Origin of the sequence: Shewanella litorisediminis (assembly GCF_016834455.1) — a bacterium.
Lineage (GTDB): Bacteria > Pseudomonadota > Gammaproteobacteria > Enterobacterales > Shewanellaceae > Shewanella > Shewanella litorisediminis.
The window spans coordinates 982772-1000895 of the sequence record NZ_CP069213.1 but is presented as its reverse complement, the minus strand read 5'-3'; the positions used below and the strand labels follow the sequence as shown (position 1 = coordinate 1000895).

Annotated in this window: 15 protein-coding genes; 2 read left to right on the top strand and 13 right to left on the bottom strand. The window is 50.4% G+C overall.

Going from position 1 to position 18124, the window contains the following annotated elements; all coding sequences use genetic code 11:
- Positions 1-4: 4 nt before the first annotated feature.
- The 10 genes from JQC75_RS04425 to murJ form a co-directional block, all read right to left on the bottom strand.
- Complete coding sequence (locus tag JQC75_RS04425) at positions 5-3613, bottom strand: pilus assembly protein (RefSeq protein WP_203326268.1); 3609 nt, start codon at positions 3611-3613, stop codon at positions 5-7.
- Positions 3610-4080, bottom strand: a complete 471-nt coding sequence (locus JQC75_RS04420; RefSeq protein WP_203326267.1) for a pilus assembly PilX family protein — start codon at positions 4078-4080, stop codon at positions 3610-3612. Before JQC75_RS04420 ends, JQC75_RS04425 begins: the two co-directional genes overlap by 4 nt.
- A gap of 12 nt (positions 4081-4092) precedes the next feature.
- Positions 4093-5052 (bottom strand): PilW family protein, encoded by a 960-nt coding sequence (locus JQC75_RS04415; RefSeq protein ID WP_239002078.1) that lies wholly within the window; start codon positions 5050-5052, stop codon positions 4093-4095.
- A gap of 20 nt (positions 5053-5072) precedes the next feature.
- Positions 5073-5591, bottom strand: coding sequence for a type IV pilus modification protein PilV (gene pilV, locus JQC75_RS04410; RefSeq protein WP_203327119.1), 519 nt, complete (start codon positions 5589-5591; stop codon positions 5073-5075).
- Positions 5592-5819: 228 nt separating this feature from the next.
- Complete coding sequence (gene ispH / locus JQC75_RS04405; RefSeq protein WP_203327118.1) at positions 5820-6749, bottom strand: 4-hydroxy-3-methylbut-2-enyl diphosphate reductase; 930 nt, start codon at positions 6747-6749, stop codon at positions 5820-5822.
- 11 nt (positions 6750-6760) lie between these two features.
- The gene (gene fkpB, locus JQC75_RS04400; RefSeq protein ID WP_203326265.1) at positions 6761-7180 is read right to left on the bottom strand and encodes an FKBP-type peptidyl-prolyl cis-trans isomerase; all 420 of its coding nucleotides are present in this window, start codon (positions 7178-7180) and stop codon (positions 6761-6763) included.
- A gap of 3 nt (positions 7181-7183) precedes the next feature.
- On the bottom strand, positions 7184-7690 hold the full coding sequence (lspA, locus tag JQC75_RS04395; RefSeq protein WP_203326264.1) for a signal peptidase II: 507 nt from the start codon (positions 7688-7690) through the stop codon (positions 7184-7186).
- 8 nt (positions 7691-7698) lie between these two features.
- A complete protein-coding gene (ileS, locus tag JQC75_RS04390; protein WP_203326263.1) occupies positions 7699-10521 on the bottom strand; it encodes an isoleucine--tRNA ligase in 2823 nt (940 codons plus the stop codon).
- Positions 10522-10563: 42 nt separating this feature from the next.
- Positions 10564-11499, bottom strand: a complete 936-nt coding sequence (ribF, locus tag JQC75_RS04385) for a bifunctional riboflavin kinase/FAD synthetase (RefSeq protein ID WP_203326262.1) — start codon at positions 11497-11499, stop codon at positions 10564-10566.
- 58 nt (positions 11500-11557) lie between these two features.
- Positions 11558-13123, bottom strand: coding sequence for a murein biosynthesis integral membrane protein MurJ (murJ, locus tag JQC75_RS04380; protein ID WP_203326261.1), 1566 nt, complete (start codon positions 13121-13123; stop codon positions 11558-11560).
- A gap of 253 nt (positions 13124-13376) precedes the next feature.
- Here murJ and rpsT point away from each other — a divergent pair, with 253 nt between their 5' ends.
- Positions 13377-13643 (top strand): 30S ribosomal protein S20, encoded by a 267-nt coding sequence (gene rpsT, locus JQC75_RS04375; protein ID WP_011759037.1) that lies wholly within the window; start codon positions 13377-13379, stop codon positions 13641-13643.
- A gap of 54 nt (positions 13644-13697) precedes the next feature.
- Here the strand turns inward: rpsT and JQC75_RS04370 are convergent, their stop codons facing one another.
- Positions 13698-13994: an ArsR/SmtB family transcription factor gene (locus tag JQC75_RS04370; RefSeq protein WP_203326260.1), complete on the bottom strand. Its 297-nt coding sequence runs from the start codon at positions 13992-13994 to the stop codon at positions 13698-13700.
- A 135-nt stretch (positions 13995-14129) separates the two neighbouring features.
- Between JQC75_RS04370 and JQC75_RS04365 the strand changes: the two genes are divergently transcribed.
- Positions 14130-15533, top strand: a complete 1404-nt coding sequence (locus tag JQC75_RS04365; RefSeq protein ID WP_203326259.1) for a M28 family metallopeptidase — start codon at positions 14130-14132, stop codon at positions 15531-15533.
- A 64-nt stretch (positions 15534-15597) separates the two neighbouring features.
- On the opposite strand, the gene yaaA is transcribed toward JQC75_RS04365, so the two are convergent.
- Entirely contained in the window at positions 15598-16371 is a 774-nt protein-coding gene (gene yaaA / locus JQC75_RS04360; RefSeq protein ID WP_203326258.1) for a peroxide stress protein YaaA, read from the bottom strand.
- 97 nt (positions 16372-16468) lie between these two features.
- Positions 16469-17911 (bottom strand): alanine/glycine:cation symporter family protein, encoded by a 1443-nt coding sequence (locus JQC75_RS04355; protein WP_203326257.1) that lies wholly within the window; start codon positions 17909-17911, stop codon positions 16469-16471.
- Positions 17912-18124: the final 213 nt, after the last annotated feature.

Sequence of the window (18124 nt, the reverse complement as noted above, 5' to 3'; positions counted from 1 at the left end):
AATGCTACTCATCAATGTGGTAATAAATCTTATTAGTTGTCAGCCCTGACTCTAGATCCACTGTTCCTGTACAATTCTCACCATTTTCATCACATTTACCTTTGCCTATAATCAGCACAGGTGGTGGTGGATTTAGTAGATCTTCAGGAGTACATTCGTCACTGGAGTCACATGCAGGTGGAGTAATGATTTTGGGAGGCTGCGGAATACAGTTATCGCATACGTCTATAATATAGCCCTCTGTATAACGTGCTCCTTTATGTAAATCCAGCGTATAAAGACGTCCAACTGAAGACACACTGCACACATTCTGACCTGCCGCTGGTTGGGTCGGGATAAAGGAAGTAAAGTATACTTTTCCTTTTATAATCACAGACGGAGATAAGCTTTTTTCACCAGTAACCGCGAAATTATAATACCAGCCTAGCTTTGTCCCAAATGTAATGTTTTCAGCCTCCGTTGAGGGTGCAGCTGAACTAACGTCATAAAGATTGCCAAAGGTTATTGGAGATGGGATCGCAGTAGCACCATCACCAAACTGTTGAGACACTACGTATCTATCCTGCAATACAAAAAACATATCCTCAGCGTTTAAACTCAAAGGATCCGCACGATTTCCTGATCCCAATGTAACCGCATCATAAGGAACATTTTGATACGCTACCGTAGTTGTAGTGCCTGACTCGTCAGTCACAGTTACTTCGGTGGTATTGGTGAAATACGTTTGCGCTACGCTTGGCTCGTAGAAGAACCTGCGATCGGTCGAGGGCAGGCTTCCTCCTAACTCTGCAAACTTAAATCCACTCCAGGAGCTCTTATCCGCAGAAGGCAAATCCATTCGCCACACGTTGCCGCCCAAATCAGCTGCATAGAGCCGATCTGTGTAACCATCACTATTACTATCCAAGGTAGCTATAGAGCCTACGATAGAGTCTTCAATGCCTGTAAGTGAGGTATTACCATTGGCACCAAAGCTATGGATCAAGTTACCTGTTTCTGCATCGACAAGGTAAACTAAACGACCAACAGAATTAGATCCGTTACCGGAATCATAACCCTGATTATACCCACCACCAAAAATCACCACGGGTTTTTCTGAGCCAGGTATTTTGGTAATCACAGGGGTCGACCAAGTCTGCCCCAACTCATTAAAGCCTGTTGAGCTGTTGGATACCTGCCACATCAACACTGGATTGTCAGGGTTGGTAATATTAATCGCATAATACGTTTGCCCTCCCCGACGCATTCCGACAAACAACCAGGCTTTCGTTATCAGGCCAGAAGCATTACGCTCAATATGAGCTACAGGTGAACCATCAATGCCATAAACACTATGGCCAGCCAAATAGCTGTCACGACGTATGGTTGCCAGGTTAGGAAGAAGCTGATAAGGCATAAAAGCCCAGCTCTCGCTGACTGAAGAGCCAGAGTCTCTAAAAGCGTGCAATGCTCCGTGGTTTGTACCGACAAAAATGCGAACATTCGAACCATCTCCACCGTAATCGATAGCCAAAGGTTGGGAGTGAAGCGGATCACCCATGATATCGCCTCTTACACCGGCGAAATCTTCAGAGGTCAATGCTCCTTCAGAATCTCTATCAACATTTTTACCCTTGATCCACTCGAATGTTGCAACCAACTCGGAATCAACGTCTAGTTTAGGTAATCCGAGAAAGGTCGCTAGAGCCTCATCCCCACCCGCATAAATAGAAGCATTTGAGCGTGTTAGCTCACTGAATACTCCGCCGGAACCGATATCACTTAAAATTGTTCTGCTATCCGGATCTATCGTCCTAGCAGCACCACCCAAGACGACGTCATTCCCATCATTACCACCCGTACAGTTACTCCACAAACTGCAAGAGCTTTCTGCAATACCACCAGAGCTGTCAATTGCCGGTTTACCTGTAGAATCAACCAAGGTTCCAGATGAATTAACTTTCAGTTTTTTCAAATTACCGGCCCACTTCGGACTTTGCTGAGGGCGGAAGAGCGCATAGTAAGCTGAATCCAGAGTTCTGGTGGGGTCAGCATTACTGAAGGCAACACCAGGTGCAGAAAATCGCTGGCCAGTCTGGGGAATGGAATCGATAATATTACTAATCGCTTCTTGAAGTCCTGCAACATCATCGGCACTTCTATAGGTCCCAAAAACTTTCTTACCTTCAGAAGTCATTAAATAAGAGCGAGAGGCCGTTTCCACCAATAAAGGTTCAGCTTCAGAGTCTTCACCCAAACTAAATCCAATGGTGTGAGTCACAACACGCTGTTTGTTTTCTACGTTTGGCAATAAATCATTGGAAAACATATATTCAGCCAATGCAGGTAAATAACTTACTTTGGCAGCCTGATCTCCACTTGCAGATTTATACTCAAACGGTTTTCCGCCCAACTTCTCAATAAAATCATTTGCACTTTCATCTAAAACCGGCGCGCCATCTGTAATGTAAATAATGTGAGCGACTTTATTACACTCTGATAAGGGGGAAATATAGCTATCGCCATTTTCTATACTCGTGTCGTACATCGGACTATTTGAAGAATATTTTATATCTTTTCCATTGTAGTCAGCGTCGGCATGTCCAAAGGTAATTGGACCACCAGAAAAGTATTGATATGCTTCAAATAAGGTTTCACAAAGCGGCGTATTGGTTTGTGCAGGTAAATTACTGATGGTGTTAAGCATTGCGTCTTTCTCAGCAGCGGTTCTCTCTCGAATACCAGCGACAATACGACCACCATCACTATCTCCCTCATCGGGGAAGTTAAGGTTATAAACAGCTAAACCGAAATCTACGGAGGGAATAGAGCTAATCACACCAGATATCGCAGATTTCGCAATTTCTAAACGCGTAAATCCTTCTCCATCAGGCGGTATTGGCAACAAATCATTTTTATAGAGGGTATACCAGCGCAAGTAATTATCTGTATAGAGCGTCACCAACTCGCCATTATTCCACCCTAATTCTTTTGCTGTTTTCTGAGCATCGGAAGCGTTATTCCATGGAGAGTTCACATCCTTATCTTGCGGGTAACCCAGAGGATAACCTGTATCATAGGCACTTCCATCTTTATTGTTGCTGTCGTAACCTAACTCAATATCCTCCCAACAATCTATGGGATTATTTCTTTCTGCGCCGCTGTTTTCCTTAATAGGCTGCCAAGTACCCTTACCCTTACCACTTGTTATAAACTCTCTGATGTACCCCGTGAAACGGCCATACTGATTCAGCGCATCTCTAGCCGCTTTGCAGCCATTCAGAAAATCATTAAAGCGCCTTGATTCTGATGGGCTGTCCGGAATCGGCAACGACGACTCATCCATTCCGGTTCCGACGGTAAAATAAATCATTCTTCCCTGATAGGAATTGGAGCTTCCTACTGCAGGGTATCCAGGAGTTCCATCCACTTGTTTATAATCAGGGTCGTATCCACCAGGAACACCGTCTTCTATGGTATCCATACTCCCAGAGTTATCAAAAATAATAAGCACCTGGGGACGCACATTGTTTGCTGCGGGATTGAGATAGAGATCCGTGTCATCCGCAAAAGATTGCGCTGGCAAAACCGACGCTGTAACCAGGCCAGCAAATAGAATTTGATTGAACTTCATGATCCGCTCCCGCTGAGCACTTCCTGCTCAATACCTGTTACAACGATAACCTGACCTAGATTATCCCGGCCAAAATCTACTTGGCTCGAGATTTCAATGCGGCGGCATTTAAACAAGTCCGTGCCACTGGCAGCAGCACTTCTTTGACATGACACATTTTTAGGTTGAACCACCAAGTTGCCTGCGCCATCATCCACCAAAGGCAGAGGTGTTAGCACTTGCGCCCCACCTGAATACGAGTTTGCACTATCAATTGCAGTCATGGTGGCCAAAAAAGCCGGTGTCTTATTTAGAAGTACCGCCGCAACTCCACCATCCGCTAGTGCTTTGGCCTCTATGCGCTCGGCACCAGCCCCTGCCATTCTCAGAGACTGAGTAGAATTTACAGCCAGTGCGACACCAATAACCGTCATAATGATCAAAACGATTAATGCAAAAAATAGTACGATTCCTTTCTGCTTTTTCATCTGCATACTCGTTTAACTCCTAATCAACACAGGATTTTCAAGCATCACAGTGGTTGACATGACCTTACGTCTATAATTGTCTTGCGGCGCTTCAATAGTCTTATCACCCAACTGATACTGGGTCTCATTTTTATAGCTAGGATCTTTCTCAACCGCACGGACAAGCAAAAACAGCTTTAGCGCCACAATCCGTTGAAACGATTGGTTATCCCACATCACAGTATCTACACTACCCACGGGCACATATCGATTGGGAATATCATCACCATCATCATCGACACCATATAAAACTCGCAGATTCTCAATACCTTCTACGAGTTGCTCTTCGTTGTTCATTCCATTTGCAACCGTTAACGTTCTTCTTCTTAAAACGGGAACAGTGCCATCATCTTTTACATAGTAGATATGGTGCTGATACTCCCAAAATCGACTGTTAGTCAGTGTTGGGGTGGGCTGGTTGCCTGTAAAAAAAATAGCTTCGCTTGATGTGGTTGCAACGTAGTGATTAGATGCGACATTGGGCGCTAGTGTGTTTGGCCCAACCAAACGCTTAATCTGCAGTACATCCGTTTTTTCTTTTACCCCAGAAAGGCACGCGAAAACATCGCCGCTGACGCCAGCTTCGTAGCCCCAAATCCGCCTAAAATGTGATGTGGTGCCATTGGGAAGCGTTGCGTTGTTTACTCCACCACCAATACAGTCATTTGGCACAGCAGCAGATGATATGGTTGTATTACTCCCTACAATAAAATCTGTTCCTGTCATATCACCCATAAAAGCCAACTGACTGAGATCCCTTTCCATAATTGCCAAGGCGATGCGACCGTTTTCTTGCAATTGATTAAACTGACTTGTGGTCGTCACATTCGAAGCTGACATGCTGAACATAGTGAAAATGCCAGCAGACAAAAACAAGCTAATCACCAGTGCTATCATCAACTCAACGAGAGACATCCCTGACTGAGTGCGCATAATTAGAACCTTCATCCCGATTAAATCACCGTTTGGAGTGAATAGAGTCGTCGATTAGCGGTTGTTGAACCACAATCAGAAACTGCTGAATCAATTGACGTTTCTCGAATTCCTTTCCACGCAATAGTGACGGAAACATTATTCCCATTTATCACAATACATGCCGTTGGCGTATCCAGCCCACCGACATTCTGAGTTCCAACGGTTTCAGCAGCGCCATTGAATTGTGTTTGCCATTCATATAAATCCCAAGCAACCATCTCCGAAGATGAACAGATAGCAGCACCCTGACACTGTTTACTGACCGAGCTTGGCGTCCCGCTATAGGTTCCGGCATAGTTAGCTATTTGTGTCGGGTTCAGCTTCATTCGATTGATAATATCGTTGGCGTAGTATGACGCCTGAGTCTGCTGAAAAGATTCGAAGCTACCGCGCTTGGAAACAATATGTAGATTAAAAATGCCAATAAGGCCGATCACCAGTATTACCAGTGCGACCATCACTTCGATTAAGGAAAATCCTTTCCCATACTTTTTCATTGGTGTCAAATCTCCGGAATTCGACATTTTATTGACTTTCAAACCTAAAATTAACCCTTTAAAATCTTAGCCTTAAGCCAAAAGTTTACTATACTGGTTAATCATAGTTGAGTCGATTGTTTGCTGCCAGTAACAATAGCATCTAAAAAGCTACAACATTATACCTAGAACTTTCTGGCAATAAAAAAAGAGGCTTAGGCCTCTTTTTAACATTAACTTAGCAAACAATCACCTGAGTTCAACTGGAACGGCGAAAACTACGTCTTCCTTCCGACCCTCTACCTCAGTTACCACACTGGGCGCGAGATGGGTAATTGCATCGATAACCTGCTTCACCAACACTTCCGGTGCAGATGCGCCAGCAGTCACAGCCACTTTATCTACTCCTGCAAACCATTCCGCCTTGACATCAGCGGCACTGTCGACAAGATAGGCTTGCGCACCCGACTTTTCGGCGAGCTCGCGCAGACGATTGGAGTTGGAGCTGTTTTTCGAGCCCACCACGATAAAGAGCCTGGCCTGAGTTGCCAGACTGCGCACCGCATCCTGGCGATTCTGGGTCGCGTAACAGATATCGTCTTTACGCGGGCCCTCAATAGACGGGAACTTCGACTGCAGCGCCGCAATGATGTCCAGGGTATCATCAACCGACAGCGTGGTTTGGGTCACGAAGCACAGGTTATCCGGGTCTTTCACCTGAAGCGCTTCGACGTCTTCCACCGATTCAATCAGATAAACGCCACCTTCGGGGTTATCGTACTGACCCATGGTGCCTTCCACTTCCGGATGGCCTTCATGGCCGATCAGGATACATTCAACCCCTTTGCGGCTGGCGCGGGTTACCTGCAGATGCACCTTGGTTACCAGTGGGCAGGTGGCATCAAACACCTTAAGACCACGTTTTTTGGCCTCGGCGCGAACGGCCTGCGATACACCATGGGCAGAGAAGATCACTATGCTGTTATCGGGCACCTGATCCAACTCTTCAACGAAGATGGCGCCACGGTCTTTAAGGTTTTGCACCACATAACGGTTATGCACCACTTCGTGACGCACATAGATAGGTGGCGAAAACAGCTCAAGGGCACGCTCAACGATGCTGATGGCACGATCTACCCCGGCACAAAAGCCACGCGGATTGGCGAGCAGAATGTTCATCTGTCCAGTCATCAAAGCTCCTCCAGCACTTCCAGCTCGAAGGTCACGGCCTGTCCGGCCAGTGGATGGTTAAGATCTACTGTCACTGAATCGCCAGCCACATCGCGGATGATACCGGGGATTTCACTGCCGCCTGGGCCTGCGAAACTCACTATCACACCGGTTTCGAGTTGCATATCAGCGGGGAAGCGGCTGCGGTCAAGGTGATGAATGGCATCCGGATTCACATCACCAAAGGCATCCTGTGGCTGCAGGGTGAACTTGTGAGCATCACCTGCCTTAAGTGCACCAAGCTCGGCTTCAAACGCCGGACTCAGGCTACCATCACCAACATTCAGGCGAGCAGGCTTACCCGACGCCTTGGTGCTGTCAGCGGTAGAACCGTCAGACAAGAGAATATTCATATGGCACAGCAACGACTTTTGGCTCATGGGTTACTCCTTGATGGCCTTGTCATCCGAGCTGGACGCTTTAAAGCTGTCGATAATAATCAGCACGGCACCGATAAAGATGGCGGAATCGGCAATATTGAACGCTGGGTAATGGGCAGTGTTCCAATAGAAATCGAGGAAATCCACCACAAAACCGTGAAGCAGTCGGTCAACGAGGTTACCGAGCGCTCCGCCTATCACCAGGGTATAAGCCAGATTCAGCCGCACCATATTTGCCGACTGCTGGCGCAGCCAGACGGTTAAGAGTACGCTGAACCCCACGGCCACCGACGTAAACAGCCAGCGCTGCCAGCCCCCTGCATCATGCAGGAAGCTGAATGCCGCGCCGTAATTACGCACGTAGGTGAAGTTAAAAAACGGCAGCAGATTGACCGACTCATACAGGTCAAAGTTGGCCAGCACCCATTGTTTGGACAGCTGGTCGGCCAAAAACACCACCACCACTACCCAATACCAGCGCAGGCCACTTTCTTTCCAATTCAGTTGCATGGCCATCCTTATGCAAAGGCGCGGGCTTCGCCCTCACCCTCGATGTTGGTCACACAGCGGCCGCACAGGCTTGGATGGGCTTCAACTGAACCCACATCCTCACGGTGATGCCAGCAGCGCTCACACTTGGCAGCGTCAGTCTTGGCCACCAGCACCTTAAGACCGGCAAGCTCTGTGGCAACGGCCGATTCAGGCGCAGCATCGATTGGCAGCACCTTGGCATCTGACGTCAGCAGCACAAAGCGCAGCTCATCACCGAGCACGGCAACCTTTGCGGCAAGCTCTGCATCGGCATAGAGAGTAACAGTTGCTTCCAACGAACCACCCAGCACCTTGTCACGGCGAGCCTGCTCTATCTCTTTGTTCACTTCGTTGCGAACAGACAGCAGCAGTTCCCAGTGGCTGTCGGCCAGGTCGCTTTCCAGGGTTACCGACGCCAGGCCGTCATACCATTCCTGGGTGAACACATAGGCGTCACGCTTGCCGGGCAGCAACTGCCAGATTTCATCAGCAGTGAAGCTCAGCACCGGAGCAATCCAGCGCACCATGGCTTCGGCAATGTGGAACAGCGCAGACTGACAACTGCGACGGGCATGGCTTTCACGCTTGGCGGTGTACTGACGGTCCTTGATAATGTCCAGATAGAAGCTGCCGAGCTCTACCGAACAGAACTGCATCAGCTTATGGGTAACCATATGGAAGTTGTACTGCTCGTAAGCGGCGATGATTTCGCTTTGCACCTTGGCAGCACGACGCACCATCCAGCGATCCAGCGCTACCATGTCGGCCACGTCAACCATGTCGGTTTCGGGATTGAAGCCATTGATGTTGGCCAGCAGGAAACGACCTGTGTTGCGGATACGGCGATAAGAATCGGCGGCGCGGTTAAGAATTTCGTCCGACACGCTCATCTCACCGCTGTAATCGGTGGCAGCCACCCACAGACGCAGAATATCGGCGCCTAGCTTGTTGGTCACTTCCTGGGGTGCAATCACGTTGCCTATGGACTTGGACATCTTGCGCCCCTTGCCATCCACGGTAAAGCCGTGGGTCAGCACCTGTTTGTAAGGCGCCTTGGCATGCATGGCGGTAGATAGCATCAGCGACGACATAAACCAGCCGCGGTGCTGATCCGAGCCTTCCAGGTACAGATCCACGCCATGGCCCTGGAACTCAGGACGGGCAGCTACCACGGTTTCGAAGGTCGAACCTGAGTCATACCAGACGTCCAGCGTATCGGTCACTTTGCGATACTGGTCGGCTTCATCACCCAACAGCTCGGCAGCGTCCAGATCCCACCAGGCCTGAATGCCCTGCTGCTCGATGCGGTGCGCCACGCGCTCCATCAGGGAGACTGAATCAGGGTGCAGCTCGTCGGTTTCCTTATTTACAAACAAGGTAATAGGCACGCCCCAGGTACGCTGACGGGAGATACACCAGTCAGGACGGTTGGCCACCATGGTTTCGATGCGGCTCTGACCCCAGTCTGGGATCCACTGGGTGTTTTGGATTTCGCCCAATGCTGTGCTGCGCAGACCCTGATTATCCATGGAGATAAACCACTGCGGGGTAGCACGGAAAATGATTGGGGTCTTGTGGCGCCAGCAATGTGGGTAGCTGTGACGGTAAGCCACGTGGTTGAGCAGCGCGCCTTTTTCTTTCAAAAGCGCAACCACGTTGTCGTTGGCTTTAAATACATGCTGACCGGCAAAGAAAGGGGTATCGGCCTTATACACGCCGTTGTCGCCCACAGGGTTGGCCACTTCCAGACCATACTTCTGACCCACCACAAAGTCATCCTGACCATGGCCAGGTGCTGTATGAACCACGCCAGTACCGGCATCAGTGGTCACGTGGTCGCCCAAAATCACAGGCACGTCGAAATCGAGGAATGGGTGAGCAAAGCGCATCAGCTCAAGCTCGCTGCCTTTTAGGCGGCCCAGCACGTCGAATGACTCGGCGCCAAAACGCTTCACGCAGTCTTCGTGCAGTACATCGGCCACCACAATGGCGCGGGTAACGTCTTCTTTGGTGAAAGACACCAGCACATAGTCAAGGTCAGCAGAGACAGCCAGCGCGCGGTTGGCAGGCAGTGTCCACGGGGTGGTAGTCCAGATCACCATGGCGATGTCGTGGCCGTACTGGGCTACGCCAAACTTGGCCAGCAGCGCAGACTTATCAACCACGTTGAAACCTACGTCGATGGCTGGAGAGGTCTTGTCTTCGTACTCCACTTCGGCTTCCGCCAGCGCTGAGCCACAGTCGGTACACCAGTGCACCGGCTTCACACCTTTTTGCAGGTGACCATTGGAGATAACTTTTGCCAGTGAGCGTACGATGTTGGCTTCAGTGGCAAAGTCCATGGTCAGGTATGGTTTGTCCCAGTCACCCAGCACGCCCAGACGGATAAAGTCTTCGCGCTGACCATCAACCTGAGCGGCTGCATACTTGCGGCACTCTTCACGGAATTCGGCGGCAGAGATCTTCTGACCAGGCTTGCCTACTTTCTGTTCTACTTTGAGCTCGATTGGCAGGCCGTGACAGTCCCAACCCGGCACATAAGGAGCGTCGAAGCCCGCCATGGTTTTGGACTTGATAATGATGTCTTTGAGGATCTTGTTTACAGAGTGACCAATGTGAATGCTGCCGTTGGCGTACGGGGGGCCATCGTGCAGGATAAATGGCATGCGGCCAATGCGGCTGTCACGGATCTGCTGATACAGCTTGTCCTTGTTCCAGCGCTCAAGCATTGCGGGCTCGCGATTAGCCAGATTCCCACGCATCGGAAACTCAGTTTCCGGCAAATTCAAAGTAGATTTATAGTCGCTCATCGATCCTATACCGTTAATTGCCAAATAGTTTTAGCGTTTTGCTTAACCTGCATCGTCACCAAGCAGAGCCTTGGCTCTGTCGGCGTCGTTCCAAATCTGTTTTTTGAGGGCCTCGAGTGATTCAAAGGGCTGCTCGTCGCGAATTTTCGCCACCAGCTCCACTTCCACCCGCTTGCCATAGAGGTCGCCTTCAAAGTCAAACAGATGCACCTCAAGCTGGCACACCTGTCCGTTCACTGTGGGCCTGAAGCCCACATTGGCAACCCCTTCATATATATCACTGCCGTCCCACCACAGCTTTACGGCGAATACACCGCGCACCGGCACCACTTTCCGCTTAAGTGCAATATTGGCGGTGGGAAAGCCAATTGTACGGCCAATCTTTTGCCCGTGGGCCACCCGACCACAGAGGGTAAAAGGATGGCCAAGCAGCCGTCTTGCCTGCTCCAGATTGCCCTTGGCGAGCTGCTCCCGCACGGCGGTAGAACTCACCCGTAAATCGCCCACCGTAAACGAATGGGTGTTCACCACGGCAAAGCCAAAGCGCTCGCCGGCTTTTTTCAGCATGTCAAAGTTACCGGCGCGGCTTTTGCCAAAACAAAAGTCATCGCCGACCACCAGATATTTCACGCCAAGCCTGCGTACCAGCAGATCTTCGATAAAAAACTCAGGATCCATGGAGGCAAAATGGCGGTTGAAGTTAACGCACAGCAAGCGGTCGATGCCAAGCTCACCCAGCAGGGCGATTTTATCGCGCAGTAAACTGAGCCTGGCTGGCGCATCGTCACCGCGGAACAATTCCTGCGGCTGGGGCTCAAAGGTCATCAGAGTCGCCGGCAATCCAAAATGCGTCGCCCGCTCAACCAGACTGGCAATGACTTTAGCGTGCCCACGATGGACACCGTCAAAATTGCCGATGGTTAGCACACATCCCCGATGGGCGGGCAAGATATTGTGAATTCCGCGGATTAATTCCATGTGACCTGACAACTGGCGTGCGTAAATTGGCGGATTATATCTCAGCTGACGCAGAGAATCAGCCCTTGCGGGCGCGTTTCATCTGCCAGGGCTTAATCCCCAGCAGAATAAGCGATACCCCATAGACCATAGCTCCCAGACCTATATAGCCCGCAAGAGCACCGGCGCGCTCACCAATATGCCACTCGAGCCACACGCCCTGAGTGGGCAACAGATACCACAGAAGCGCCCCCATAGCGAGGGTAGATACCGCCACCTTGGCAAAAAACACCATTGTAGTCTTCGCCACCTTATATACGCCGGCCTTATGCAGCCCACGATAAAGCAGTACGGCATTGAGCAGCGCCGACAGCGAGGTGGCAATGGCCAGCCCCACATAACCAAAGGGCACTGCAAAAATGATGTTGAACACCATATTGCTGACCATGGCCACTATGCCATATCGAACCGGTGTTTTGGTGTCCTGACGGGAGTAATAACCGGGGGCCAACACCTTAATCAACATAAAGTTAAGCAGACCAGCACCATAGGCCATCAAGCTGTAAGACGCCATTTCCACATCGGAAATATCAAAGGCGCCGCGCATAAAGAGCACCATCAACATGGGTTTGGCAAGCACAATCAGACCAATCATGGCAGGCATGCCCAAGAGCACTATCGCGCGCACGCCCCAATCCATGGTCGAGGCAAAACCATCGCCTTCAGCGTTCACATGTTTTTTCGACAGCGCAGGCAACACCACAGTGGCGATAGCAATGCCAAAGAGCCCCAGGGGGAACTCAAGCAAACGGTCGGAGTAGTAAAGCCAGCTGATGGAGCCTGTCATCAAAAAGCTGGCAATAAAGGTGTCGAACAACAGATTAATCTGCGACACAGAGACGCCAAACAACGCCGGAATCATCAGGGTACGGATCTTAGTGACCCCCGGGTGATGCCAGCCCCAGGAAGGCCTAACCAAGGCACGCTCGCGGTACAAGAACGGAATTTGGAACAGGAACTGGATAAGGCCGCCGGCAAATACGCCCCATGCAAGCCCGATTTCAGGCTGTTCAAGCCGGGGCGACAGCCACAGGGCAAAGGCGATAATGGCGATATTCAGGAAGACCGGCGTAAAGGCAGACACGGCGAAGCGACCGCGGGTGTTTAGGATAGAGCCCGCCAGCGCAGTAAAGGTGATAAACCATAAATAAGGAAAGGTGATCTTCAACATCAGGGCCGCAAGTTCAAACTTGGCACCATTTTCACCACCTTCGAGCCAATCCAGAAACCAGCCGCCGCCAAAGAGAGCAGCCAGAATGGGGGAGCCAATCACACCAAGCAGGGTAACTATGGTGACCAATCCCCCCAGGGTACCCGCCACTTTAGACAGGAGCTCACGGGTTTCTTCACTGCTGCGCTTTTCCTGATATTCCGTTAATACCGGGACAAACGCCTGAGCAAAGGCCCCTTCGGCAAACAAACGGCGCAAAAAATTCGGGATTTTATTGGCAAAAAAGAACACATCCGCACTGGCCCCTGCTCCCATCAGGTTGGCAACCACCATATCCCTGACAAGGCCCAATACGCGGGAGATTAAGGTCATGGCACTAACGACCAACCCCGACTTCAGTAATTTTTTACTCAATTTGCCCCCTGGGAAGGACCGGAAAATGCGGGTGATATCTTGGAAAAAAACGCTTCCGGCTCTGTCATACGACAGTATTTGCTGGTAGAATTGCGCCACATTTTACACGAGTTGGGTTGAAGATAGCCAAGTCGGGTTGGATTTATTTGCCTTAATGGCGGATATTCCACCATTGCCATTGACAAAGTGGCAAAATACGGGCATATTCCTCGGCCTTTAAAAGTATTAATCCCAAGTTTTTAGGAGTTGCACCTTGGCTAACAGCAAGACTGCAAAGAAACGCGCTATTCAATCTGAAAAGCGTCGTCAGCACAACGCCAGCCGTCGCTCAATGCTGCGTACCTACGTGAAGAAAGTTATCGCCGCCATCAAAACCGGTGATCACAAAGCTGCTACTGAAGCCTTCGCCGTTGCTCAGCCTATCGTTGACCGTATGGCTACCAAAGGCCTGATCCACAAGAACAAGGCTGCCCGTCAAAAGGCTCGTCTGAACGCCCGTATCAAGGCTCTGGCTGCTTAATCGCTGCCAGCAAGACATAAAAAAACCGGCTCAGGCCGGTTTTTTTATGTCTGTTCAATGGCAATAAATGTTATTGAGCAGCTTGATCATTTCTTTCACCTCGTCACTTTTCAACGAGTAGAATACCGTCTGAGCTTCCTTACGGGTCGAGACCAGATTATCCTTCCTGAGCCAAGCCAGGTGCTGCGACAGTGCCGACTGACTTAACCCAAGTTTTTTGTTCATTTCTCCAACGCACATCTCGCCTTCGTTGAGCAGATGGCACAGGATGAACAACCGACGCTCATTGGCCAGCGCCTTTAACAGCACTACCGCATGATCAGCTCGCTCCTGCATTAATTCAATATTCATTACGAGCATATTCTCCTAATACAAACCCCGAGCCTAATATAGCCTTGGCTTACAGACTTCGTCGGGACACAGCCCACACTTTTTGTTAGATTGTTTTCAAAAATGAGACGTACCTAATAAAAATAGAGGAAACACATGAAAACCCTACCTAAGCTTCTGGCTGGACTCGGCCTGATTGCTATCACAGCCCCTTGGGGCGCATTTTCATCGGACGATATAAATCAGAAAGTTGCAGAACAACTGGCACAAAAAGCCCTGTCTTCTCCCCTTGGTTATGACATCGTGGAATCTTTGACAGTTGAAGTGGGCCCCAGACTTGCGGGCAGCGTTCAGGATAAGGTCGCTGTAGATTGGGCCATCGCAAAGCTGCAGAGCCTAGGATTTGACAGAGTTTACAAGGAGCCTGTAACTGTCCCGGTGTGGCACAGGGGTATCGCCAAAGCCAGTATTGTGAGTCCCTTCCCTCAACCCATGGTATTGACTGCTCTGGGCGGCAGTGTTGCCACGCCCCCTGAAGGACTGAACGCTGCCATAGTGCGTTTTGACAACCTGAAAGACTTACAAAAAGCTGAGGCTGGTATCCTTGAAGGCAAAATCGCCTTTATTGATGCCAAAACAGAAAGACATCGAGATGGAAATGGCTATGGCCAAACCGCTTCGGGCCGTAGCAGTGGAGCCATTGCAGCGGCAGAAAAAGGGGCCGTTGGTATCATCATTCGCTCCATCGGCACAGATCACGACCGCATGGCCCACACAGGTATGATGCGTTACAAGGAAGGCGTTACCGCCATTCCGGCCGCAGCCATCTCCAACCCGGATGCCGACTTGATTAATGCCATGCTTAAGCGCGATAGGGAAGTCGTGATTTCTTTGGAGTTGGGCTCAGAGCGCCGCGGTGAAACCACGTCTTACAATGTGATAGCCGAAGTCAAAGGCAGCACCAAGGCCGATGAGATTGTCTTGATTGGTGCACACCTTGATTCCTGGGACGAGGGGACAGGCGCCATCGATGACGGCGCCGGCGTAGCCATAGTGACAGCCGCAGCCAAACACATTCTCGACCTGCAACAAAAGCCGGCCCGTACCATTCGCGTAGTACTTTATGCCGCAGAAGAGCTGGGATTGTTGGGCGGAAAAACCTATGCCAAGGCCCACGAAGCCGAGCTTGAGAAACACTATATCGCGGCCGAATCAGACTTTGGCGCTGGCCCTATCTACCAAATAGACTGGCGGGTTGCCGATGCGGCTCATATGCCCTTGGTCAGCGCGATGAAGGTTGCAGGCACACTCGGCGTAGCAGCGGGTAATAACAAGGCCTCTGGTGGCCCCGATGTATCCATGCTGCCCGCTCTCGGGGTACCTGTGGCATCACTTCGTCAAGACGGCACTGACTACTTCGACTATCACCACACCCCTAACGATACACTGGACAAGATTAACCCTGAGGCGCTGGCACAAAACGTCGCCGTATATGCACAGTTCGCCTGGATGGTGGCCAACAGCGATGTAGAACTGAGACCCTTGCCCCCCAAGGAATAATTCTGAGGTTTTAGTTCATGAAAAACGCGGCCTGAGGCCGCGTTTTTACTTCCTCCTCGCCACTTCAGCGCTCTTCCCGCAAAAACACAGGCGCGTTGGGAGTTGACTGCTCTGGGCTGTAATAATATCCATCGTAATCAAACCCTTTCAAATCTTCCAGGGTCTTTGGCCGGGTGGCCAGGATAAAGCGCGCCATCATACCGCGGGCCTTCTTGGCGTAAAAACTGATGATCTTGTACTGACCGTTTTTGGCATCCTTAAACACAGGGGTGACCAAGGTTCCTTGAATTCCTTTGGCTTTCACCGCCTTGAAGTATTCATTGGACGCAAGGTTAACCAAAATATCATCGCCCTGGGCCGCAAGCGCCTCGTTCAGTTTATCCGTAATGATATTGTCCCAAAATTCATACAGATTTTTACCACGGCCATTGCCAAGGGCTGTGCCCATTTCGAGACGATAGGCCTGCATCAAGTCCAGCGGTTTAAGCACGCCATACAAACCTGAAAGCATCCGCAGATGTGACTGGGCATAGTCAAGCTCTTCGTTGCTCAGGGTGTCTGCATCCAATCCGGTGTAGACATCTCCACGAAAAGCAAACAGTGCCTGCTTGGCGTTTTCCAATGAAAAGGACGGCGTCCAGGAAGCAAATCTGGCGGCATTCAGCCCGGCAATCTTGTCACTCACAGACATCAAAGATGCTATGTCTGCCGGTGTTAAGCGCTTGCACACTTCTATCAGCTCAGCGCTGTGGCTCACCAGCTCCGGTAACGTGTACTGTTTTACGAGCGCGGGATTTTCATAATCCAATGTTTTGGCAGGGGAAATTACAACCAGCATGGGTCTCTCGCATCAGTTCAGTTAAGCCTTATGATACCCAAGAGACATAAAAAAACCACGCCGCAGTGGCGTGGTTTTTTAGATTGGGCTAACCGGCTCAGGCTTCGGTAGGCTTGGCTTTGGTATTCTCGGGCCAGATATCGGTTTCCACCTGTCCATCGAGTTCGGGAAACTTACTTCTGTCGAATACCGGCATATCGCCTTTTTTCAGCTGCTCCCGATAATCATCGATAACCCTGATAGCAAGACCGGACAGCAGCACCAGTGCAATGATATTCACTATGGCCATCAAGCCCATGGAAACGTCTGCAAGATCCCACACCAGGCTGATCTTTGCCATGGCGCCAAACATCACCATGCCCAGCACCAGTAACCTGAACAGCGGCAATGCCGTTTTACGGTTGCCGGACAGAAACATCACGTTGGTTTCGGCATAGGAATAGTTGGCAATAATGGAAGTAAAGCAGAACAGAAAAATGGCAAACGCGATAAAGGCACCACCCCAATCACCAACATGGCTGGTCAGGGCATCGATGGTGAGTTTAATGCCATCGCTTTCTGCCCCCATGTCACCGGCCAGCAAAATGATGGCCGCAGTGGCAGTACAGATCACCAGAGTGTCTACAAACACCCCCATCATTTGCACAAATCCCTGGGACGCTGGATGATTTGGATTGGGCGTTGCACTGGCCGCCACGTTGGCTGCACTGCCCATACCGGCTTCGTTGGAGAAAAGGCCACGGGCAATACCGGCCTGCATCGCCTGTGCCACGCTGTAGGCAACACCACCGGCAACGGCTTCTTGCCAACCAAAGGCACTATTGATTATCAGGCTGAATACTTCTGGCAGCTTGTCGAGGTTAACCACCACAACCACTGAGGCTATGAGCAGATAGACCAGCGCCATAAAGGGCACAACGATTTCAGATACCCGCGCCACTTTGCGAAGACCGCCCATAATGACGAATCCGCTGGCCACCACAATGCCAAGGCCTACATAGAGAGGTTCAAAACCAAACACCCTCTCAAGGGCACCGGTAATGGTATTGGCCTGCACAGCGTTGAATACCAAACCAAACGCCAAGATCAGGAAGATGGAGAACAGCGCCCCCATCCAGCGTTGCCCCAGTCCCTTCTCCATATAATAGGCTGGGCCACCACGGAACTGCCCGTCTTCATCTTTAACCTTGTAAACCTGTGCCAGGGTCGATTCAATCATGGCCGTTGCCATGCCGAGCACCGCTATGGCCCACATCCAGAAGACGGCGCCGGGTCCTGCTGTACCAATGGCAACGGCAACACCGGCCATATTGCCTGCGCCGACACGCGCGGCCATGCTGGTACAGAATACCTGGAAAGAAGACAAGCCACCGTCTCCTCCCTGACGACTGATGGTCATCACCTTGATGCCATGTTTAAAGTGAGTCAGTTGAATAAAGGCCAGGCGAACCGTGAAGTAAAGCCCTGCGCCTACCAGTCCGTAAACCAGCAGCTTGCCCCACAGCAGGGCGTTAAGAAAATTAACAATAGTTTCTAACATAGTCTTGTTCGTCTTCCTTCCTGCAGTGGCGATGCTTCCCTTTCTTTCGCCGCTGCTGCAACAGTGCTTAAGCTTCGGCTTAAGCCCATGAATAGCTGTAAATTTTTTAAATAATTCCCTAAATGTGGCTCAATTTCAGAGCCACTTACAACAATCGGATGCCCATTGGACGCGGCAAAGTAGCACAGTATTTCAAAAAAAACTCGTGATCAA